Raw genomic sequence first — 20,253 nt, 5'->3', positions numbered from 1 at the left:
AGGGACATGACTCCCACAATACTAGAAAAAAAAACAATAACGGATAGGCTCCTTATCAGCTGGATCCGCTGTAGAAGAAAAGCTTGGTTAGATTTGTACGAAGAGAATAAACACAAAGATTGGTCTGCCCATCGCGCTCTTCAACTAGATCATCAATACAAAAGTTTTTCTGCATTACTTTCCGAAGCACCAAATAGAGGAATAGAAGCATTAAAAAGAGGGTCGAATGGAGTAGTTGGGTTACGCCTAAAAGGTATTGGCCCTCAAGGCTTGAAAATAGAAGCTCATCCCCCATTACTGAAAAAAATCAATCTTGGAAGTCCTTGGGGAGATTTCTCTTACATACCAGTAGTGGCTCAACAAGGTCGAAGATTAACCAGAGAGCATCGATTATCTCTTGCGCTATGGAGCTATTTATTAGAACAAGTTCAACAAATAGAAGTAAAATATGGACTAGCAGTTTCAATAAGGAATGCAGGAAGTTTAGACATCCAAGAAATTGCCATTACAAAAAAATTAACCAATGAATTATTTGATTCATTAAAAAGATTATATAAAGACATCAGAAAAGATGTATCTCCTGGCTTGATTGCAGATCGAAAAAAATGCACACTTTGCTCATGGAAGAAGCTATGTGATGAAAAGGCTAATGAAGAAGAGGATTTAAGTGAAATCAGTGGAATTGGTGCAAAAAGAAAAATTATTCTTCAAGAGATAGGAATTAAAAATCTTAGCCAGCTTGCATTAATTGATAAAGATGATCTAACAAATAAATTAAGCCCTTATGGAGAATCTCATAAAAAGATTGCAGGGCAACTTATTAGACAAGCAAAAGTCCAAAAAAAATTATCGCCAGAAAGATTAAGTTCAAGCATGGCTTTGCCTGAGCTTAATTCTGCAGAAGGTGTTTTTATATATGACATTGAATCTGATCCCGATGCACATCATGACTTCCTTCATGGGTTTGTTTCTTTAGCAAAAAGAAAAGATGGAACATGGCTATTAGATGATGTTAAATACCAACCAATACTAAATTTGAGCAACCACACAGAAGAAATAGCATGGGGAAATATTAAAAGGAAATTAAAGTCTCATCCAAATTGGCCAGTCCTTCATTATGGAGAAACAGAATCACTCTCAATTTGTAGAATGGCTAAAAGACAAGGTGAGGAAGATAAAGAAATAAATATTATTAGAAATAAGTTTATTGATATTCATTCCAGATTAAAAGGTAGTTGGGTTTTACCAGTAAATAGTTATAGTTTAAAAGAAGTAGCAAAGTGGCTAAAATTTGAATGGAGTCAAAAAGGATCTAGTGGAGCAAAAGCATTACTTTGGTGGCGACAATGCCAAAAAGCAATTTCTCAAAATAACATAAAACCAAAACAGCTAGAATTGATAATGCGATACAACCAAGATGATTGCATTGCAACATGGAAAATTGCCGAATGGATTATAGATAAGAAGTAAATAAATTAGCTTCTTATCTATATAATTAAATCATTATATCCAATTGGTTTATTTAACTTTAAGACACCTAATTCATCATTAAGATCTATTTCCTCACATATACAATATTTTCTTTTAATTAAAGCAAGTCCTATACTTGAAGAAGATCCAAATGTTTTAGAAGCAACAACGATTCCAACATTTTGCTTCTCATTTATATCGATAGAAGAAATATTTAAAGAATCACCTTTTCGCAATATTCTCTGGGATTTAAAATATCTTAATTGACATTTTAAGCGCCCTATATTTTTTATTTTAGCTAATGTTTCTTGACCTAAGTAACAACCTTTGTCAAAGTCTATTAAATCTGAAAGGCCTAATTCTAAGGGGTTGGAATTTCCATCTATTTCAAACAAATCATATGGAAGGCCCTGAATTAAAGACCATTCCTGAGTCATTTCTTTACTAGCTGGTTTTAATTTTTCAAAGTCATTAGGCAACTCAGCGCTTGGCAGCAACCATTCAACAGGTGTTACTTTCCAAGATTCATTATAATTAATCTTCTGCAGTCTTCTAATCTCTTTACTCGCTCTAATATTAACTTTATCGGCAGGAAATATTACCTTATCAAAACCATCAATAACCTCATCAATATTTCCTCCTAGAACAATAAAAGATATTGTTTCGCCAACTAATCTTATTTCCAATAAAGCTTTTAATCTCCCTACTGGCGATAACCAGCAAGTACGGAGCAATCCCCCATCTCGAACACCAAGAATATCAGCAGTTGTTTGTCCTTGAAGGAATTTCTTATTATCTGCCCCCTCTAACAAAAATAAAGGGAATGAGGCATCCCAGAAATAGTTGTAGAACAAATTCACATCAAGTGTTTTTAAACTTTTCATAGACTTCATCCAACACAAAAAGACTTACCAAGTCCAAACCTGCTTTCTTAATTTCAAATGCTCCTCCTTCTTGTCTATCAACAATCGAAATAATTCGATTAACTCGATACCCTGCATTCTGAAGTTGATTAACTGCCTTCAAAGATGATCTCCCTGTTGTAACAACATCTTCTAAAACTGTTATCACAGATCCTGCTGGAGGCAGGGGGCCCTCGAGCCAAGAGGCTGTCCCATATCCTTTTGGCTCTTTCCGTACAATCAATGCATCCAGTTTTCTCCCCGCATACGTTGCAGCCAAAGCCACTCCACATACCAATGGATCAGCTCCTAAAGTCAATCCTGCTACTGCAAGGGAATCCGGCTCAACATTTTCAAGCATCATATTGCTTAATAACAGAAGTCCATTACCGCTAAGGCTAACTGGCTTGCAATTAACGTAATGATTACTCTTGTTCCCAGATGAAAGAGTAAAATTGCCATTCTTATAGGCCTTAAGAGCAAGAAGAGTTAAAAGCTTTTCTTTGGAAGCTGCATTAGATTTAATAGGTAAATTCATTAGGAAAATTTCATCTTTGGATCATTGACTTACATCATTGGCATACCTTTTAATTATTATTCCTCTAATTGCCTTCAAATTCACCAAAGGCAATTTTAAGTATCCATTCCTAAGGGGGTGTAGCAATCTGGTGAATGCAGCGAACTCATAATTCGCCTTAGGCGAGTTCGATCCTCGCCACCCCCATTTCAAATTCATTGATGCAATTTCTTCTACTAGGCATACTAATTGCCTTACCAGCTATTTTTGCTGCAGGAGAGCTTGCTATTCTGCGAATTCGTCCAAGTCGAGTAGAAACTCTTATCGAAGAAAATCAATCTGGAGCATCATCTGCTCAAAGATTACAAAGAAAGCTCCGCAGAGTTCTAATTGTTACCCAACTAGGAGTAACTCTTTCATTAGTAGCGTTAGGTTGGTTGATAAATAATTTTGCCAATAATAGTTGGGGGACTGCTCAAGAAGGAACAAGACCTTTTTTGAACATAGCTTTATTTCTCTTTTTTGGAATTCTTGCAACCCTTATTGGAGGACTGATTCCAAAAGCTTTAGTTCTAAATAGGACAGAACGAGCAGCTCTTAACTTATCCCCATTTCTTGAAGCAATTATGACAATAATTGCACCACTTCTTTTTTTATTAGAAAAAATTTCATCTGCTCTTCTTAAGTTTGTCGGATTAAACACTCGCTGGGATTCATTAGTATCAGCCTTATCAGCAGGAGAGCTGGAAACGCTTATAGAAAGAGGAAGAGTTACTGGCCTTCGTCCTGATGAAAAAAATATTTTAGAAGGTGTTTTTGCCTTAAGAGATACACAAGTTAGAGAAATAATGGTCCCTCGTTCAGGGATGGTAACTCTCCCAAGTAATGTTGAATTTTCTCAGTTAATGAAAGAAGTACATCTTAGTCGTCATGCACGATTTTTAGTAACTGGAAAGTCTCTTGATGATGTACTTGGTGTATTGGATCTCCGTCAATTAGCAGATCCAATCTCTAAAGGCACAATGCAATTAAATTCTCCTTTAATGAAATATATTCAACCTATTCCAAAAGTGCTTGAAACTTGCACATTGGATAAGATTCTACCTTTAATCAAAAGTGGAAACCCTTTTTTACTAGTAGTAGATGAACATGGAGGGACAGAAGGTTTGATTACTTTGGCAGATCTAACTGGAGAAATTGTTGGTGATGAAATTGAATCAAGAAAAGAACCTTTTCTAAGAAAAATCGAATCAAACCCTGAGAAATGGCTATCTGCAGGCGATCTTGAAATCATTGAAATCAACCGCCAATTAAATGTAGCTTTGCCTGAAGCAAATAATTACCATACTCTTGCAGGCTTTCTTCTAGAGAAATTCCAACAAGTTCCTTCTAAGGGTGATGCTCTTTTAGAAAATGGGATTCACTTTGAAATCAACTCAATGAAAGGTCCTAGAATTGAGACAGTAAAAGTAATCTTGCCTCAAAAAGCTCCAAAAGAAGATCTATAAAGGATATCCTCATTGAATCATTCGATGTTTTACAAATGACCCCCGCCATGATTCCGGTGAAGGTTGGGGTAATAGGTATAGGTAACATGGGTTGGCACCATGCAAGAGTGCTAAGTCTGCTAAAAGATGCTGAATTAATTGGGGTTGCTGATCTTGACTCCAAGCGTGGGCAACTAGCAAAAGAACAATTCAATTGTTCATGGTTTGCAAACTACCAAGATTTGCTTGAAGAAGTTGAGGCAGTATGCATTGCTGTTCCTACCTTGTTTCATCACGAGGTGGGCATTAATTGTTTAAAAGCTGGAAAACATGTCTTAATAGAAAAACCAATAGCAGCAAGTCAGCAAGAAGCCTCTGAACTTATCGAGGCTTCTAACGCTGCCAAAAGGTTATTGCAAGTAGGCCATATTGAACGGTTCAATCCAGCCTTTAAAGAGCTTACAAAAGTTGTTACTGATGAAGAAGTAGTTGTTCTAGAAGCTAGGCGTCATAGCCCTCATCCAGATCGTGCCAATGATGTATCTGTTGTTTTAGATCTTATGATCCATGATCTGGATCTAGTTCTTGAATTAGCTAATGCTCCTGTAACAAGACTTGCCGCTGTTGGAGGATGCAGTTTCAATGGTCCAATTGATTATGTAAATGCAACACTTGGTTTTAGTAATGGTGTAATTGCAAGTCTTACTGCCAGCAAAATGAGCCACAGAAAAATTCGCACTCTCAGTGCTCATTGTAAAAAAAGTCTTGTAGAAACAGATTTTTTAAATCACACACTTCATATTCATCGAAGAGCACATGAATGGTATTCGGCTGATCATGGCGAATTGCTTTATAGAACTGACGGATTCGTTGAAGAAGTAAGCACTACTTCAATAGAACCTCTTTATGCAGAACTAGAACATTTCTTACAATGCGTTCGAGGGCTTGAGACGCCAGCAGTTGATGGACTGCAAGCATCTAGGGCATTAGTTCTTGCAGACTTAATTGAAAAAGCTGTAGAAAAACCAGCTAAAGAGATATCCCTAGAAAAACCAATCTAAAAAAAGGCTCTTAGAAAACGGATAGGGCAATAGTTCCAACAGGCTGATTACCAGTCAGAAAGAGGATATTCTTTAGTTGCTTCAATCAACTAAAGAATAAATCTAACGAAAACCCACCGCAGCCTGCCATACAAAAACAAGCAAGAAAAATAGTAGTGGAATCAACGGAAGGACATCAACCGTTGGAGCATAAAGCTGGTAAGCCTCAGGTAACTGAGCAAGCAAATCGAGGGTAAGCGGGGCCATCCCTAAATAATCAATGGACGTCTGCAAGAGACGCTACCACGTGTAATGCGCAATAGAGCTTTTCTGCCACGGAGCGAAATCCTCTGAAAAACAATCATCCTCAATTGCAACTGCCATTGCACGCGAAAAACGGATTAAATGACTGAGATTATGCAAGCTCAACAAAGTAAGGCCAAGTAATTCATCATTTCGAATTAAGTGATGAAGATACGCTCTGTTGTAATTAGTGCAGGTTTCACAAACACAAGTTGTGTCTAAAGGCTGATAATCATTTCTAAAACATGCATTCCTCAAATTCCAGCGTTCATCTCGAACCAAGGCAGTTCCATGCCTGCCCAATCTTGTAGGTAAAACACAATCAAAAAAATCAACTCCGTTAGCTACGGCTACAGCCATTTCTCTAATTGTTCCTATCCCCATCAAATACCTGGGAACTTCATTCGGCAACAAAGGAGCTACATGACGAACTATCTTATGAATTTGATCACTTGGCTCACCAACGCTTACTCCACCAATTGCTATGCCAGGCAGATGAAAACTTGCCACCCTTCGAGCACTTTCTTCACGAAGATCTAAAAAGCATCCTCCTTGAACAATTCCAAAGAGTGCCTGATCTTCCTTTGAATGAGTAGCTACACATCTCTCAAGCCACAAATGAGTTCGTTTACAAGCTTCTTCTACCTCAACTTTGCTTGCTGGATAAGGCGGACATTGATCAAAGGCCATTACTACATCAGCTCCTAAGTCCATTTGTATTTGAATTGCCTTTTCCGGTGTTAATTCAATATGACTTCCATCCCGAGGACTTTTAAAGGAAACACCAAAGTCATCTATTTTATTTAACTTCCCCAAACTAAATACTTGATATCCCCCTGAATCAGTAAGGATTGGCTGGTCCCAACTCATAAAAGAATGCAAACCGCCTGATTCTTTTATAATTGCTTCGCCAGGTTGCAAATGTAAATGAAAGGTATTGGCAAGAATCATTTGAGCATTAGTGTCTTTTAACTGAGTTGCAGTAATACCTTTAACAGTCCCTAATGTTCCAACTGGCATAAACTGAGGGGTTGATAAAATGCCATGTGGCGTAGATAAACGACCAACTCTTCCAGCAGTATTTGTACTTCTTGAAAGAACCTTGAAATCAAACATCTGCAGATCTATTAAAAATAAAGAAATGCTTTTTAAGCATTTACCTCTCTTCCAACCTACGTTGTTATTTAACAAATTCTCAAAGGGTTTTATTCTGAGCTCGCCAAACTGGTTAAAAGATCTTACTGGGGCTTGGCTTTTTTATACAGTCTTTCCCAAATTAACTCGAATCAATCCGAGATTTGAACGCATTGCTCGTTTCTCTCCTCTTATTGGAGTATTAATAGGAGTTTTGCAAGTAAGTGTTCTAATTCTGCTCTTACAATTGCAATGGCCTAATGAATCAATGCCTTTCATTGCAATAGCTCTTGGCTTATGGATTACCGGCGGGATACATGTAGATGGACTTATGGATACAGCTGATGGAATCGCTGCAGGTCCTTCTAGGTGTATCGAAGCAATGAAAGATAGTAGAATTGGTGCAAGTGGAATTATTGCTTTAACTATTAATCTTTTATTACAAATAGCAGCCTTATTTAAACTTAGATTACTTATTTTATTTGCAATACCAATAGCTTCATTCTGGGGTAGATATTCTCAGATATGGGCTATAAGTCATTATCCATATTTGAACAAAGAAGGATCTTCTAAATTCCTACACAAAAAGAATTGGCGCGGTTTCCTTATAGAATCAATACCTTCTTATGCTTTTCTGTCTTTTTTAATTTTCATATTAATCAATATAGATATTTCTATCATCTCGACACCTAATCTAATAATTGGAATAATTGTAGGTTTTCTACCTGCTCTAATTATTCCACATTTACTAGCAAGGCGTCTTGGAGGACATTCTGGCGATTCTTATGGAGCATCTGTTGTATTAGTAGAAACATGTATGCTAATAATTTTTTCAATCATTTTACCGGCAAGCTAATAACAAATGCATTTCCTTCTATAGGGAGGGAGCTATCAAAAATTGAAGGATCTGTAATTAGATTTAATTCACCATAAAACTGTTTAGCCAACTTCCTTCCTAGACTCAAACCAAGTCCTGACCCTTGATAAGATGAGCTTTCTGAGCTTCTAAAACCACTTTCAAATATCTTTTCCCTTTCAGAGAAAGGAATAGGTTTTCCACTATCCCAAACACAAATTCCATTCTCATTAAAACAAATACCTATTGAAGCAGCAGGAGATGTATATCTAAATGCATTTTCTAAAAGATTAGCCACTATCTCAGGTACAAAGCCCTCCGAGACAGGCCTAGGTTCTTTAATCCACTGTGGAACATTAATAGGTCCAATCCATTTACGTCCTTGCAATTTTGCAGTAGCTTCAGCACGATCAATTAGAGGTTTCAATAATTCAATTAAATCTATTGGTTCCTCGGATGGCAACAAAGGAGGCAAAAGCAATCTAGCAGGAGCAATTGTCTTATTTGATTGAGTTGGCTGAGCAATTTCATCTAAAGCTAAAAGATATTTATCTACTTGCTTTTGCTCGCTAAGCAATCCTTCAACTAAATCTATCTGAGAGCTATCAGGGCCTAATTTCCTCAAAAGCAGTTGAGCATATGTCCTTAAAGCTGCTAAGGGGTTCCTCAACTGATGAACCAATATTCCAATTTGCTCTTTTTGCTGACTAAGTTCATTTAGGAGTTTTTCACGATCAAGTTCAAGGCTCAAACAATTAGCCAATGCAGATGCACTAATTTGCAAACGCTTATCAAGAGAATCAGGCCATTGTTTTTCTGTAGGGAACCTTTCTGCTCTAATTACTCCTAACAATACTGATCCTTCTTGCAATGGATACCACCTCCGATTGAAGGAAGGGATCCTAAGGTCTGGATCATTTTCTATAGGGCTTAAAACTTTTCTAATCTGCTTTGGCCTTTGGCCTATGACCTCTAATGTCGGCGAATTGCCTACATTTGTTTGAGCCACATAAGCAACAACCGTTTCCAATTCAGAGTCAAACTCGAAACTGCTCAATTGCTGATCGACAAGACTTAGGAACCTATCAGAGAACTTCATAACATCTAATTTTCACTCCTCTGCAACAAAATGGAAAGGTCAATTGCTTGAAAAATCAAAAAAAAGTATTAAGATATCAAAAGACCAATTTAGAGACTTTACAAGAGACTCTTGCATGGTCTATCAAGCAAAGTCGCACTAGAATTTGCTTATAAGGCTATATCAGAGGTTGATGGGTCCCCTGAGTCAAGTCTTGCTAATTTAAGTTGAGTTTTTTGCAACTTTCGTTGTCCAAAAGAATTCATTAGAAATTCTCAATTAATTTTCGTAAATTCTTTTTAGCCAGCGAATTTATTAATTTAGTGCTTGCTGGTCACTCTTAATTCACTTTTTTCCTCCAAGGCCATTATCTCATGTCAAAAAAGCGCAAGAGGATTAGCCGTAGACGCTTAGCTGGTCAAAGAGTCATGGCTCATGTCCCAACTTTTCATCTCGAGACTGGTTCTTATAAGCCAGTAACGGCTGCTAGACGCTATATCGCAGAAACAACTATTAATGCTCCTGCGATTGTCAATGTTCGCAGGAATGAGCATACTACCGACAGGTTTTTCTGGGGTGAGAAAGGTTTATTTAGTGCTCAATATGCGGAAGAAAATCATTTCCTATTTCCTTCTTTACGCCATATAGTTGAGGCAGTAGGCGAACACAATATGTTTGAAGGGCTAGAATTAACTGCTGATGACTGGGAAGAAATTGAAGAATATGAATATGCTTTTGTTTAGAATAAAGAGTTGTTATTTAATACATTTATCTAAGAATATTTGAATATTTTTTATTAGTTCATTTGGAATTTCATGAGCACCATCAAAAAGATGAAGCTCTACTAAATCTGTTTTTTGATTAAATAAATTAAATAATTGCTTAGATTGATTAACTGGAACAACTTCATCTAATTTTCCATGACTTAAAAATACAGGTGGTGAATTGTTATTAGCTCTTAAACCTGGATGAGGGTAAGCACTACATCCCACTAATCCTGCCAATGGCAAACTCGCTCCTGCAGCTAGAGCCATTGCACCCCCTTGCGAAAAGCCAAGAAGTACAGTTTTTTCTAATGGAATTTTAGATGAAGCTAATTTATTCAAACGGATACGAAGATCCTGAGTTGCTTGTTCAGCTTCAACCCAATTTGAAGGGAACAGCCCATACCACTGCCTGCCAGCACCTTGGGGATGTAAACAAGGCGCTCGCAGAGAAATTAATTCAATATTCTTTTCCATTTCTTTCAACAAGATTTGTCCTAAAGGGATTAAATCCTCTGCATCAGCACCCCAGCCATGAAGCAAAATCAATCTATGACTAGCAATTTCAGAATTAAAAGAAAAAAGTTCTTTTCCCATTAACCAAATTGCATCTCTGATGCGTAAGTTAGCTGTTGGGATGCCATTATTTTTTTCTTATGCCACCTATTGCATTATTAAGCGTTTCAAACAAAGAAGGGCTAATCCCTTTAGCGAAAGAACTAAGCATCGAATATGGATTTGAAATTATTTCCAGCGGAGGTACTGCCAAAACATTGCAGCAAGCTGGAATCCTTGTTACTCCAGTAGCAGAATACACAGGTGCTCCAGAAATCTTAGGAGGCAGAGTAAAAACTCTTCATCCTAAAGTTCATGGAGGAATCCTTGCAAAGAAAGGAGATCTATTCCATCAAAAAGATCTCAAAGATCAAAAGATTAAAGCTATTGATTTAGTAGTTGTTAATTTATATCCATTTCAAGAAACCATTAAAAAGCCAAATATCAGTTGGGAAGAAGCTATTGAAAATATAGACATTGGGGGTCCAGCAATGGTTCGTGCAGCAGCTAAAAACCATGAGTCAGTATCTGTCTTAACTAGACCAGAGCAATATCAACCTTTTTTACAGGCTTTAAAGAAAGGGACATTATCTAACGAGATGCGAAGAGAACTAGCGAAAGAAGCGTTTGAGCACACAGCTAATTATGACAATGCTATTAGTCGCTGGATGAAACTTAATGCAGAAAAGAAATCCTCTCAATGGATTGAATCCATACCTCTAAAACAAACCTTGAGATATGGAGAGAACCCTCATCAATCAGCTTCTTGGTATAGCCACCAAGATCAAGGATGGGGAGGAGCAAAACAAATACAAGGGAAGGAACTTAGCATGAACAATCTATTAGATCTAGAGGCAGCTCTATCAACAATTCGAGAATTTGGATATGACGAAAATTTACTGGCCACAACTTCTCAAAAGGCGGCTGTAGTAATTAAGCATACAAATCCTTGTGGTGTTGCAACAGCAAATTCTGTTTCATTGGCCCTAAAAAAAGCTCTTGATGCAGATAGAACAAGTGCATTTGGTGGAATCGTGGCAGTAAATTCTTCTATAGATCTAGCAACAGCCTCTGAATTAAAAAATCTATTTTTAGAATGCGTTATTGCACCTAATTTTGAGAATGATGCAAAGTTACTTCTTTCAGAGAAGAAAAATCTAAGACTTTTAGAAATGAATAAATACTATATAGATCAATCAGAAAGAAATAATATAAGAAGTATCCTTGGAGGATTATTAATACAAGAAAGTGATGATGAATTAATAGATGAAAAGTCTTGGGAAGTAGTTACCAAGAAACAGCCAAGCTCTATAGAAAAAAAAGATTTAACTTTTGCTTGGAAAGTTGTTAAGCATATCCGCTCTAATGCAATTGCAATTGCATCTTCAGGCCAAACAATTGGAATAGGTGCTGGTCAAATGAATAGAATTGGTGCTGCAAAAATAGCTTTAGAAACTGCTGGCGATAAAGCAAAGAAAGCTGTTCTAGCAAGTGATGGATTTTTCCCTTTTGATGACACAGTTAGGATGGCAGCAAGTCATGGTATTACTGCAATTATTCAACCTGGAGGCAGCATAAAAGATAACTTGTCAATAGAAGCTTGTAATGAGTTAAATATATCTATGATTTTTACAGGTCGCCGACACTTTCTACACTAAGAAGTTCATTTACTATATGAAATTAGATTAATTCTAAAGCCTAGCTTTCTTTACCTTGAGGATAATAAGTGACTTTATTTGCTTTTCTAAGAACTGACAACCTTCCAGGCCCTGCACACAAAAAATATAAAGATATAGCAGCATAAATTGCAGACAATTCAAATATATAGTTATGGCCTTCTACAACTGCTAAAGGGAAGCCTTCTAAACCTGTATCAACAAAGTGAAAATAAAGAGCAAATAGCATTGTATTAAGAAGGCCAAGAGCAGCAAGCCTTGTCAACACTCCCAAAGCAAGGCCAATAGGACAGATAATTTGTGTTAAACCAGCAGCAAAGGTCCATATGATGGGATCTCCAGGCAGGAAGGTGAAATATTTACCGACGACAAATTCTGCAAAGCCTTGTGGATCCTGCAATTTTTCAAGGCCATGATGGATCATAAAGAGACTAAAAACAACTCTAAGAACAAAAATAGAAAGCTCACCTAAAATATTCACCTCTCCTGCTGATGGATTTGCAACTACCACTTCAACTTTCTGCTGCGGCAGATTACTGTTAGAAGCGCCCAAATCTTCAGAATTTCGCCTGCCTGAGTTAGCCATCATTTATAAGCATTAGATTTATATATTAGTTGTTTATCTGCAAATCCGTTAGTTGCGCTTATTTTGCAACGTATTGGATGCTAAAAACTATCTATAAAATTAATAATATTGTGAGGGATATATAAGAATCAATTCTCAGTCATTAGCTTTCTCTCACTAAGGTTTATAAGTTTTTGAATTACATGTTCAACAATTCTATCTGGTGTAGAAGCACCAGAAGTAATACCTACATTAATCTTTCCTTCTGGTAAAAAATTAGACTCTACCCTCAAGTCATCACCTAAAGGTTTATGAGTAATAGTATTTTCTATCTCTCCGATTCTTTCAGGGGTGTCTATATGAAAAGAGCGTATCCCCTTAGCAAGAGCAATTTCTTGAAGATGAGTTGTATTAGAAGAATTAAAACCACCAATAACAACTAACAAGTCCAAAGGTTCATCAACTAAGGAAAACATTGCATCTTGTCTTTCTTCTGTAGCATCGCAAATAGTATTAAAAGCTAAGAAATGTTCATTTAATTCAGCAGGACCATATTTTCTAAGCATGGTCTTTTCAAAAAGCCTGCCTATCTCCTCGGTCTCGCTCTTAAGCATTGTTGTTTGATTTGCAACTCCTAACCTCTTTAAATCTCTATCTGGATCAAATCCTTGAGAAGAAGCCCTGGAAAATCTCCTTAGAAAATCATCTCGATTCCCCTTGCCAAGAATATAATCAGAAACATACTGAGCTTCCTTCAAATCTAGTACTACAAGATATGTTCCAGCGAAAGAACTAGTTGCTAATGTTTCCTCATGCTTCACTTTCCCATGAATAATTGAACTGAATTCATGCTTCTTATGTTTCTCTACTGTATGCCAAACCTTTGAAACCCAAGGACAAGTTGTGTCTATGATATGGCACCCTCTTTCATGAAGTAATTTCATCTCATGAACTGTTGCCCCAAATGCTGGCAGTATCACAACATCCCCTTCTTCTACTGACGAAAAATCCTTAATACCTTTCTCAGCCGAAATAAAACGAACATTCATATTCCTCAAATGATCATTAACAGAGGGGTTATGAATAATTTCATTGGTAATCCAAATACTTTCTGTTGGATAATGTCGTCTAGTTTCATAGGCCATTGCGACCGCACGTTCTACTCCCCAACAAAAACCAAATGCCTCTGCAAGCTTTACTCTTAACCTTCCGTGCTCTAACAAATATCCATTATCACGAATAGAGGCTATCAAATTACTTTGATAAGCCTTTTCAAGAGCCTGAGCACGTTTTGCAGGTGATTCAAACCCTCTACGGTTATAACGATCAGAATGATGCAGCGATCGCTTAAAAGCTTGAGTATCCATTAAAGCTGCCATTAATAACAAGACTCTATTAGAAAAGACCCAAAAAGCAAAAAAAGCTTGGCTTAACGCCAAGCTTTTTGTAAAGAAAAGGTTTTTCTTAATTAGATGAAGCGAAGTCTGGATATGCCTCCATACCATGTTCACCTATATCAAGACCTTGAATCTCTTCCTCCTCACTAACACGAATGCCACCGAAGAAACCACCAATAACAGTCCAAGCTAGCCAACAGGTTACTACTGTCCATATTGCATAAGCACCTGCTCCAAGTGCCTGAATAAGCAAAGTGTTTAGTCCTCCCCCATTAAACAAGCCAATCCCAGCTGCTCCTGGATCCATTCCATCAACGCCCCAGAGACCAATAACAACTGTTCCCCAAACGCCGCATACACCGTGAACTGAGAAAGCTCCAACTGGGTCATCTATTCCAGCTGAATCCAAAGCAGAAACTGCGAAAACAACTATTAAGCCTCCAACAAATCCTGCAAGCCAAGATCCAGAAAGTGTCATGTTTCCACAGCCAGCAGTAATGCTTACAAGACCAGCCAATATTCCATTAATGATCATTGTTAGATCTGGCTTGCCGGAAGTAAGAGTAGAAAGCAATGTAGCTGCAATAGCTCCACCAGCTGCTGCAAGAGTTGTTGTAACTGCAACGTAAGCTACATATTCATCCATAGCCAACTCTGAACCTGGGTTAAAGCCATACCAACCAATCCAAAGGATCAGAGCACCAAGAGTTGCGATTGCCATGTTGTGCCCTGGCATTGCTTGGGGCTTCCCATCAACAAATTTGCCAATTCTTGGTCCAAGAAGCATTGCTCCTACAAGACCAGCCCATCCCCCAACTGAGTGGACAATTGAAGAGCCCGCAAAATCAATGAAACCTAACTGCGATAACCAACCTGCGCCATTCCACTGCCAACTACCAGCAATTGGATATATGAAAGCAGTAAGGACTAGCGAGAAAACAACAAATTCTCCAAACTTCACTCTCTCTGCTACAAGACCAGAAACAATAGTTGCTGCTGTACCTGCAAAAGCAGCCTGAAAGAGGAAGTCTACTGCAGGGACTAATTGACTACATCCATCAGCTCCTAATCCAGCGGCACAACTAAGTGCATCTGACGGATCAGGGTTGAAGAAAAAGCCATTAGAAAAAATTACTCCACCAATAATTGGAGTTCCTCCATACATTATGGAATAACCAATGAACCAATAAGCAGTTACAGCAAGAGCAAAAACAAAAAGGTTTTTGGCCAAAATGTTCACTGCATTCTTTTGACGACACATCCCAGCTTCAACCATTGCGAAGCCAGCATTCATAAAAATTACAAGGATCGTTGCTATAAAAAGCCATAGGTTATCTGCCAAGAAGCTCGCAGCTTGAGCGCCTGATAAATCAGATAGTCCTACGCCTGCACGAGCAGCAAACCCAAAAACCCCTAAGCCTAAAAGTGCCAATGGAACTGTTGCCAACCAAATCAAGGATTGATTGGATCGAAATCCACGAATGCTACGGAGGAGAAGCATTGGCCCTTCAAGAAGACTGACTTCTTGAAGGCGGGCAATGCGACGCCTTGGCGGCGATTGCAAAGCAGTGGTCATAAAAAGATAGAAAGAGTCATATCGGCTGATTTTCTAGAAACGCAGCCATTACAAATACAAATATGGGTAAAATAGAGTTGCTATCTGGTAATCATTAATACATAACTAAGAATTGGTATCTCTTTAGTCAGAATTTAAGTTCCCAAACCATGGAAACCAAAAAAGCTATTGTCTCTAAAAAAAGCAACCCCAGACAAGCTTCTGAACGATCCAATGTAATGATCGCAGGAGGTACACTCTTGGCTCTAGTTTCTATAGGTTTACTTAGTTTTGTAATTAAGACAAAAATATTCTAAAGAATCAAAAATTTTCTCCTTTAAGGAATGGTTTAGTGCCTTCCCAAGTGATGCAATCCAAATGAAAATCAAAAGCGCAAGGTATTACTTCTACTCCTGCATTCAGAGCCAATCTAAAAAGATCGCCATACTTAGCATCAGCTGAATCACCAGGAACAAATACTTCAATATCATTTCTGCTAATGCAAGGAACCAAGACCGCTCGTGAAGAAGGCACTTCATTAATCATTTCTTGCAAATGCTTTTGTCCTCTTGTTGTAACTGTGTCAGGGAAAACAGCTGTAGACCCTTTAGCCCAAGTTGTATTTTTAATTTCTACAAAAATCTTACGAGAATCTGAATTGTTGAAATGAGGAGTTAATAGCAAATCAATTCGACTTTTCCTTGCAACCCCATACGTCACTTCATTTTTAATTTCAAAAATCTCACCTAACTCTTGCTTTAAGCAACCTGCCTCAATTGCAAGCCTAACCAACTTATTAGGTAAAGCAGTATTAACTCCAACCCAAGAAAAAGATTGACCAGAAGGAACCTGAGCTTGTTCCCAAGACCAACTTAACTTCCTAGAAGGTGAAGGAGAGTGTCTTAATCTGACACGTCCGCCAACATGTAATACACCTTTCATGGGTCCTGTATTCGCACAATGTGCAGTTACTACTTCCCCAGTGTCAAGCTCCACATCTGCAAGAAAACGTTTATATCTTTTCAGTAATATGCCTTCCGTAAGCGGAGAAAAGTTGGTAATGGTTTTGCCGATCATGAGAAACAGATCTCTGCTGAATATATTGAATGAATCTATTTAAAAAGTTCTTAAAAATCCATGAGATCTATTAGGCACAAAGCATGAAACGTTCTCTAAAGAGCATTTCAATGCTAATCAGTTTAGGAACAGTACTAAGCAAGACTGGCGGTCTGGCAAGGCAAGTTTTAATAGCTGGGGTTTTTGGAGTTGGGGCTGCATATGACGCATTCAATTATGCCTACATTCTGCCTGGTTTTTTCTTAATTCTTATAGGCGGCATTAATGGTCCCTTACACAATGCAGTAGTAACAGTTTTAAGCAGAAGAAGTCAAAAAGAAGGTGAATATATTATGGGTTCTATTAACACATCAATTATTTTTGTCTTCATTTTAATTAGTGGCTTTTTATTTTTAGGAGCAGATTCAATAATACAATTAGTAGGACCAGGTTTAGACAACTCAACTCACTTAATCGCAGTTAAACAATTAAAGATAATGTCCCCAATTACTTTATTTGCAGGTTTAATTGGAATAGGTTTTGGTTCATTAAATGCAAGAGATAAATTCTTTATTCCCTCTATATCTCCAATAATATCAAGTCTAGCATTAATAATTGGTGTTAGTATTTTTTGGGCATATAAAAACCTACAAGTTAATTCAAATTATATAGAAATGTTAGGTGGGATAATTCTAGCCCAAGCGACACTAATAGGAGCAATTATTCAATGGGTTATACAAATTCCTTTATTAAAAAAGGAAAAACTTTTCAAATTTAAATTTATTTTTGACTGGAGAAATTCTGGTGTTAAAGAAGTTTGGAAGATTATTCTTCCAGCGACCTTTGCTTCTGGAATGTTGCAGGTCAATGTTTTTACAGATTTATTTTTCGCTTCTAATATTTTAGGAGCCGCAGCAGGCTTAAGTTATGCAAACTTTTTAGTTCAAGCTCCTTTAGGCCTGGTTTCAAATGCACTCTTGTTACCATTATTGCCAACTTTTGCGAAACTAACACTTGATGAAAATCAAAAAGATTTAATAATGAGAATAAGGCAAGGTTTCATATTTTCATCAGCTAGCATGATTTGCCTAGGTGCAATATTTATAGCTCTAAGTAAAACAATTACAGAAACTATTTTTGGGAGAGGAGTATTTAATAATGAGGCTATTCAACTAGTTTCAGGTTTATTAGTTTGCTATGGAATTGGCATGCCAGCTTATTTAATAAGAGATTTATTAGTTAGAGTTTTTTATGCTTTTAGTGATGGAGATACGCCTTTCAAGATATCGACTATAGGAATAGCCCTTAATGCGTTTTTAGACTGGTTTCTCATTGGGGGACCAACTCCGTGGGGGGACCAATTAACAATTAATCTTGGAGCAAATGGGCTTGTTCTTGCAACAGTTGGAGTAAATATATTAACTTGCTCAATACTTTTATTAAAGCTAAAAGCTAAAATCACTTTACTTCCTTTAAAAGAATGGCTTGTTGATTTATCAAAACTTTTTTTATGCGGATTATTTTCTGGATTAGTAGCAAGTAAAATCAATTCTCTTCCATTATTGTCTTATAATAATTCATGGCAATTAATTCAACTCTTAGTTTCAATTTTTATGAGCCTGTTGTTGTTCTGTATTCTTTCTAATTTACTAGGCATAAAAGAAGTGAGTGAAATGGTAAGAATTTTTAAAAGTAAATTAAATTTTCTATATAGCAAATAAATATTTATTTTAAGTAAAATATACAGAATTAAAAAATTTTTAGCTATCTATAAGAATCAGAAAAGTCTTAAGGGCAGTAGTTTTGTAAAATCTCTTCTAATTCGAAAAATTGGCCAGAAGAAATTAATCTCGATAAAGGCAATTTTGTGTTGCCTCCACCAAGTAAGACTTGAACTCCTTCGCATGCCTTGCGAGCAGCAATGTTAGCTCCATTATCAAGATGAGCTTGGCATTCAATAGCCAAAGGCTTTGACAAGCCTGCATCACCTAAATAAAGATGCCAATTCTCAACTTGTATATATATGCGATCCGCAATCAAGAGTTCTAATTCCTGCAATTGGGTTGAATCAAGACTCATAAGAATTGTTGAAGCAATTAGATCACACAATCACTCTTCTAAAGGAGAGTGATTCGTCGAAGAAGGTCTGCGAATAATGACAAATGTCAAATGAACCATTAAACCCACAAGCCATAAACCAGTAATCCATTGGAGATTAGGCCATACATCACGAATCTGATGAACTAGCCATAAACCACTATTTACAGCTGCAAATGCCATTGCATGAATAGTGAAATTAACTATTCGAGAGAAATGCAAATAAATGGGATCAGTGGGATCTCCATTGCCATACCACCTAAGAGGCATTGAATTTTGTTTTGATGTAATTCTCACGCCATCCTATAGTTGGATAAGTGGATATCAAAGTTTCCGCTTAACCTTGTGCGCCTGTAGCTCAGCGGATTAGAGCATCTGACTACGGATCAGAGGGTCGGGAGTTCGAATCTCTCCAGGCGCGTTTTTCAACTTTTTAATAAGATCAACACACAAAAAGGAAATTAAGACGCATTTTTCTTAATCATGGCCATCTTTTATTTACTATCCCAACAGTGACACTACACATAGGAGAATATTAAATTGCATACGATTAATTCAGATCTCCGAAATACAGATCCAGATATTTCTTTTTTAATTAATCAAGAGCTCTTACGGCAACAAACACATTTAGAGCTAATTGCTAGTGAGAACTTTGCTTCTGAGGCAGTAATGGAAGCTCAAGGATCTGTCTTAACTAACAAATATGCAGAAGGTCTTCCTAATAAGCGTTATTACGGGGGCTGCGAGCATATTGATGCCATTGAACAATTAGCAATCACTCGAGCACAAACACTTTTCAATGCAGAGTGGGCCAATGTTCAACCTCATAGTGGTGCTCAAGCAAATTTTGCAGTGTTTCTTGCTCTATTAAACCCTGGAGACACAATAATGGGGATGGACCTCTCACATGGTGGTCATTTAACTCATGGTTCTCCTGTAAACGTAAGCGGCAAATGGTTTAACGCTATTCATTACGGTGTAGATCAAACTACAAAGGTTTTGAACTTTGAACAGATAAGGCAAGTTGCCCTAAAAAATCGACCAAAATTAATCATCTGTGGATTTTCTGCTTATCCTAGGACCATTGATTTTAAAGCCTTTCGAAGCATAGCTGATGAAATAGATGCATATTTACTGGCAGACATAGCTCATATTGCTGGACTCGTTGCATGTGGAGCCCACCCCAACCCTGTTCCATATTGTGATGTAGTTACAACGACTACCCACAAAACTCTTAGAGGTCCTAGAGGGGGACTAATCCTATGCAGAGACAAAGAATTTGGGAAAAGATTTGATAAAGCTGTTTTCCCAGGAAATCAAGGAGGGCCTTTGGAACATGTTATTGCTGCAAAAGCAGTTGCCTTTGGAGAAGCACTGAAACCAGAATTTAAAACTTATACTTTTCAAGTAATTTCAAATGCTAAAGCCTTAGCAAAAAGGATTCAAGAAAGAGGGATATCAATCGTAAGTGAAGGAACTGACAATCATATTGTTCTACTGGATCTAAGAAGTATTGAGATGACAGGGAAAAAAGCAGATTCTCTAATTAGTGAAGTCAACATTACAGCTAATAAAAATACTGTCCCTTTTGACCCTGAATCACCTTTTGTCACTAGTGGATTAAGACTAGGAACTGCTGCTTTGACCACAAGAGGGTTTACTGAAAAAGCGTTTATAGAAGTGGCTGATGTAATAGCAGATTGTCTTTTAAATCCAGAGGATTTATCAATCAAAGAACAATGCAAAGCAAAAGTAATAGATCTATGTAATCGTTTCCCCCTTTACAATTCAAATCAATAAA

Annotated in this window: 21 protein-coding genes and 2 tRNA genes; 11 read left to right on the top strand and 12 right to left on the bottom strand. The window is 37.3% G+C overall.

Annotation, left to right across the window (positions count from 1 at the left end):
* Positions 1–6 precede the first annotated feature (6 nt).
* Entirely contained in the window at positions 7–1,470 is a 1,464-nt protein-coding gene (locus PRO_RS01565) for a TM0106 family RecB-like putative nuclease (RefSeq protein ID WP_011124464.1), read from the top strand.
* 17 nt (positions 1,471–1,487) lie between these two features.
* On the opposite strand, the gene PRO_RS01560 is transcribed toward PRO_RS01565, so the two are convergent.
* Both PRO_RS01560 and pyrE read right to left on the bottom strand, forming a co-directional pair.
* Positions 1,488–2,354 carry a YgfZ/GcvT domain-containing protein gene (locus tag PRO_RS01560; protein WP_052040456.1) on the bottom strand — a complete coding sequence of 289 codons (867 nt, stop codon included), beginning with the start codon at positions 2,352–2,354 and terminating at the stop codon, positions 1,488–1,490.
* Positions 2,332–2,910 carry an orotate phosphoribosyltransferase gene (gene pyrE, locus PRO_RS01555; RefSeq protein WP_011124462.1) on the bottom strand — a complete coding sequence of 193 codons (579 nt, stop codon included), beginning with the start codon at positions 2,908–2,910 and terminating at the stop codon, positions 2,332–2,334. Before pyrE ends, PRO_RS01560 begins: the two co-directional genes overlap by 23 nt.
* A gap of 113 nt (positions 2,911–3,023) precedes the next feature.
* Between pyrE and PRO_RS01550 the strand changes: the two genes are divergently transcribed.
* From PRO_RS01550 to PRO_RS01540, 3 genes are all read left to right on the top strand, one after another.
* Positions 3,024–3,096, top strand: a tRNA-Ile gene (locus PRO_RS01550).
* 14 nt (positions 3,097–3,110) lie between these two features.
* Positions 3,111–4,397: a hemolysin family protein gene (locus tag PRO_RS01545; protein WP_011124461.1), complete on the top strand. Its 1,287-nt coding sequence runs from the start codon at positions 3,111–3,113 to the stop codon at positions 4,395–4,397.
* A gap of 35 nt (positions 4,398–4,432) precedes the next feature.
* Positions 4,433–5,437 (top strand): Gfo/Idh/MocA family protein, encoded by a 1,005-nt coding sequence (locus PRO_RS01540; RefSeq protein WP_011124460.1) that lies wholly within the window; start codon positions 4,433–4,435, stop codon positions 5,435–5,437.
* Between the two features lie 102 nt (positions 5,438–5,539).
* Here the strand turns inward: PRO_RS01540 and PRO_RS01535 are convergent, their stop codons facing one another.
* Positions 5,540–5,683, bottom strand: a complete 144-nt coding sequence (locus tag PRO_RS01535; protein ID WP_011124459.1) for a photosystem II reaction center protein K — start codon at positions 5,681–5,683, stop codon at positions 5,540–5,542.
* 33 nt (positions 5,684–5,716) lie between these two features.
* Positions 5,717–6,835, bottom strand: coding sequence for a tRNA guanosine(34) transglycosylase Tgt (gene tgt / locus PRO_RS01530; protein ID WP_011124458.1), 1,119 nt, complete (start codon positions 6,833–6,835; stop codon positions 5,717–5,719).
* Between tgt and cobS the strand changes: the two genes are divergently transcribed.
* Complete coding sequence (gene cobS / locus PRO_RS01525; RefSeq protein WP_225866397.1) at positions 6,822–7,709, top strand: adenosylcobinamide-GDP ribazoletransferase; 888 nt, start codon at positions 6,822–6,824, stop codon at positions 7,707–7,709. The two genes, tgt and cobS, sit on opposite strands and share 14 nt — an antisense overlap.
* Here cobS and PRO_RS01520 read toward each other — a convergent pair.
* Positions 7,690–8,808, bottom strand: a complete 1,119-nt coding sequence (locus tag PRO_RS01520) for a sensor histidine kinase (protein WP_011124456.1) — start codon at positions 8,806–8,808, stop codon at positions 7,690–7,692. The genes cobS and PRO_RS01520 overlap by 20 nt on opposite strands.
* A gap of 353 nt (positions 8,809–9,161) precedes the next feature.
* Between PRO_RS01520 and PRO_RS01515 the strand changes: the two genes are divergently transcribed.
* On the top strand, positions 9,162–9,530 hold the full coding sequence (locus tag PRO_RS01515) for a DUF3155 domain-containing protein (protein ID WP_011124455.1): 369 nt from the start codon (positions 9,162–9,164) through the stop codon (positions 9,528–9,530).
* Positions 9,531–9,542: 12 nt separating this feature from the next.
* Here the strand turns inward: PRO_RS01515 and PRO_RS01510 are convergent, their stop codons facing one another.
* Positions 9,543–10,148 carry an alpha/beta hydrolase gene (locus PRO_RS01510; protein ID WP_011124454.1) on the bottom strand — a complete coding sequence of 202 codons (606 nt, stop codon included), beginning with the start codon at positions 10,146–10,148 and terminating at the stop codon, positions 9,543–9,545.
* Positions 10,149–10,207: 59 nt separating this feature from the next.
* Here PRO_RS01510 and purH point away from each other — a divergent pair, with 59 nt between their 5' ends.
* Entirely contained in the window at positions 10,208–11,764 is a 1,557-nt protein-coding gene (gene purH, locus PRO_RS01505; protein ID WP_011124453.1) for a bifunctional phosphoribosylaminoimidazolecarboxamide formyltransferase/IMP cyclohydrolase, read from the top strand.
* A 40-nt stretch (positions 11,765–11,804) separates the two neighbouring features.
* Here the strand turns inward: purH and PRO_RS01500 are convergent, their stop codons facing one another.
* The 3 genes from PRO_RS01500 to PRO_RS01490 all read right to left on the bottom strand — a co-directional run bounded on the left by PRO_RS01500 (position 11,805) and on the right by PRO_RS01490 (position 15,320).
* Positions 11,805–12,368, bottom strand: a complete 564-nt coding sequence (locus PRO_RS01500; protein ID WP_011124452.1) for a DoxX family protein — start codon at positions 12,366–12,368, stop codon at positions 11,805–11,807.
* 128 nt (positions 12,369–12,496) lie between these two features.
* Positions 12,497–13,714, bottom strand: a complete 1,218-nt coding sequence (locus tag PRO_RS01495) for a 4-hydroxy-3-methylbut-2-enyl diphosphate reductase (RefSeq protein WP_011124451.1) — start codon at positions 13,712–13,714, stop codon at positions 12,497–12,499.
* Between the two features lie 97 nt (positions 13,715–13,811).
* Positions 13,812–15,320, bottom strand: coding sequence for an ammonium transporter (locus PRO_RS01490; protein ID WP_011124450.1), 1,509 nt, complete (start codon positions 15,318–15,320; stop codon positions 13,812–13,814).
* Between the two features lie 149 nt (positions 15,321–15,469).
* Between PRO_RS01490 and PRO_RS01485 the strand changes: the two genes are divergently transcribed.
* Entirely contained in the window at positions 15,470–15,616 is a 147-nt protein-coding gene (locus tag PRO_RS01485) for a hypothetical protein (protein WP_164923200.1), read from the top strand.
* A 4-nt stretch (positions 15,617–15,620) separates the two neighbouring features.
* Here PRO_RS01485 and sfsA read toward each other — a convergent pair whose 3' ends face one another.
* Positions 15,621–16,376, bottom strand: coding sequence for a DNA/RNA nuclease SfsA (gene sfsA / locus PRO_RS01480; protein WP_011124449.1), 756 nt, complete (start codon positions 16,374–16,376; stop codon positions 15,621–15,623).
* 83 nt (positions 16,377–16,459) lie between these two features.
* Between sfsA and murJ the strand changes: the two genes are divergently transcribed.
* On the top strand, positions 16,460–18,076 hold the full coding sequence (gene murJ, locus PRO_RS01475; protein WP_011124448.1) for a murein biosynthesis integral membrane protein MurJ: 1,617 nt from the start codon (positions 16,460–16,462) through the stop codon (positions 18,074–18,076).
* Between the two features lie 67 nt (positions 18,077–18,143).
* On the opposite strand, the gene PRO_RS01470 is transcribed toward murJ, so the two are convergent.
* Positions 18,144–18,434, bottom strand: coding sequence for a DUF3181 family protein (locus tag PRO_RS01470; protein ID WP_011124447.1), 291 nt, complete (start codon positions 18,432–18,434; stop codon positions 18,144–18,146).
* A 30-nt stretch (positions 18,435–18,464) separates the two neighbouring features.
* Positions 18,465–18,722 carry a 2TM domain-containing protein gene (locus tag PRO_RS01465; RefSeq protein ID WP_011124446.1) on the bottom strand — a complete coding sequence of 86 codons (258 nt, stop codon included), beginning with the start codon at positions 18,720–18,722 and terminating at the stop codon, positions 18,465–18,467.
* A 77-nt stretch (positions 18,723–18,799) separates the two neighbouring features.
* Between PRO_RS01465 and PRO_RS01460 the strand changes: the two genes are divergently transcribed.
* Both PRO_RS01460 and glyA read left to right on the top strand, forming a co-directional pair.
* Positions 18,800–18,873, top strand: a tRNA-Arg gene (locus PRO_RS01460).
* Between the two features lie 119 nt (positions 18,874–18,992).
* Positions 18,993–20,252: a serine hydroxymethyltransferase gene (gene glyA, locus PRO_RS01455; RefSeq protein ID WP_011124445.1), complete on the top strand. Its 1,260-nt coding sequence runs from the start codon at positions 18,993–18,995 to the stop codon at positions 20,250–20,252.
* Position 20,253 lies beyond the last annotated feature (1 nt).

This window comes from Prochlorococcus marinus subsp. marinus str. CCMP1375 (assembly GCF_000007925.1).
In the GTDB taxonomy this organism is placed as follows: domain Bacteria; phylum Cyanobacteriota; class Cyanobacteriia; order PCC-6307; family Cyanobiaceae; genus Prochlorococcus_E; species Prochlorococcus_E marinus.
The sequence above is the reverse complement of the archived record's forward strand: the minus strand, read 5'-3'. Positions and strand labels throughout refer to the sequence as shown.

Bases quoted from the DNA above. Each gene is read 5' to 3' on its own strand.
- PRO_RS01565 (WP_011124464.1), top strand. From the start codon at position 7: ATGACTCCCACAATACTAGAAAAAAAAACAATAACGGATAGGCTCCTT.
- PRO_RS01560 (WP_052040456.1), bottom strand. From the start codon at position 2,354: ATGAAAAGTTTAAAAACACTTGATGTGAATTTGTTCTACAACTATTTC.
- pyrE (WP_011124462.1), bottom strand. From the start codon at position 2,910: ATGAATTTACCTATTAAATCTAATGCAGCTTCCAAAGAAAAGCTTTTA.
- PRO_RS01545 (WP_011124461.1), top strand. From the start codon at position 3,111: ATGCAATTTCTTCTACTAGGCATACTAATTGCCTTACCAGCTATTTTT.
- PRO_RS01540 (WP_011124460.1), top strand. From the start codon at position 4,433: ATGACCCCCGCCATGATTCCGGTGAAGGTTGGGGTAATAGGTATAGGT.
- PRO_RS01535 (WP_011124459.1), bottom strand. From the start codon at position 5,683: ATGGCCCCGCTTACCCTCGATTTGCTTGCTCAGTTACCTGAGGCTTAC.
- tgt (WP_011124458.1), bottom strand. From the start codon at position 6,835: ATGTTTGATTTCAAGGTTCTTTCAAGAAGTACAAATACTGCTGGAAGA.
- PRO_RS01520 (WP_011124456.1), bottom strand. From the start codon at position 8,808: ATGAAGTTCTCTGATAGGTTCCTAAGTCTTGTCGATCAGCAATTGAGC.
- PRO_RS01515 (WP_011124455.1), top strand. From the start codon at position 9,162: ATGTCAAAAAAGCGCAAGAGGATTAGCCGTAGACGCTTAGCTGGTCAA.
- PRO_RS01510 (WP_011124454.1), bottom strand. From the start codon at position 10,148: ATGGGAAAAGAACTTTTTTCTTTTAATTCTGAAATTGCTAGTCATAGA.
- purH (WP_011124453.1), top strand. From the start codon at position 10,208: ATGCCACCTATTGCATTATTAAGCGTTTCAAACAAAGAAGGGCTAATC.
- PRO_RS01500 (WP_011124452.1), bottom strand. From the start codon at position 12,368: ATGGCTAACTCAGGCAGGCGAAATTCTGAAGATTTGGGCGCTTCTAAC.
- PRO_RS01495 (WP_011124451.1), bottom strand. From the start codon at position 13,714: ATGGATACTCAAGCTTTTAAGCGATCGCTGCATCATTCTGATCGTTAT.
- PRO_RS01490 (WP_011124450.1), bottom strand. From the start codon at position 15,320: ATGACCACTGCTTTGCAATCGCCGCCAAGGCGTCGCATTGCCCGCCTT.
- PRO_RS01485 (WP_164923200.1), top strand. From the start codon at position 15,470: ATGGAAACCAAAAAAGCTATTGTCTCTAAAAAAAGCAACCCCAGACAA.
- sfsA (WP_011124449.1), bottom strand. From the start codon at position 16,376: ATGATCGGCAAAACCATTACCAACTTTTCTCCGCTTACGGAAGGCATA.
- murJ (WP_011124448.1), top strand. From the start codon at position 16,460: ATGAAACGTTCTCTAAAGAGCATTTCAATGCTAATCAGTTTAGGAACA.
- PRO_RS01470 (WP_011124447.1), bottom strand. From the start codon at position 18,434: ATGAGTCTTGATTCAACCCAATTGCAGGAATTAGAACTCTTGATTGCG.
- PRO_RS01465 (WP_011124446.1), bottom strand. From the start codon at position 18,722: ATGCCTCTTAGGTGGTATGGCAATGGAGATCCCACTGATCCCATTTAT.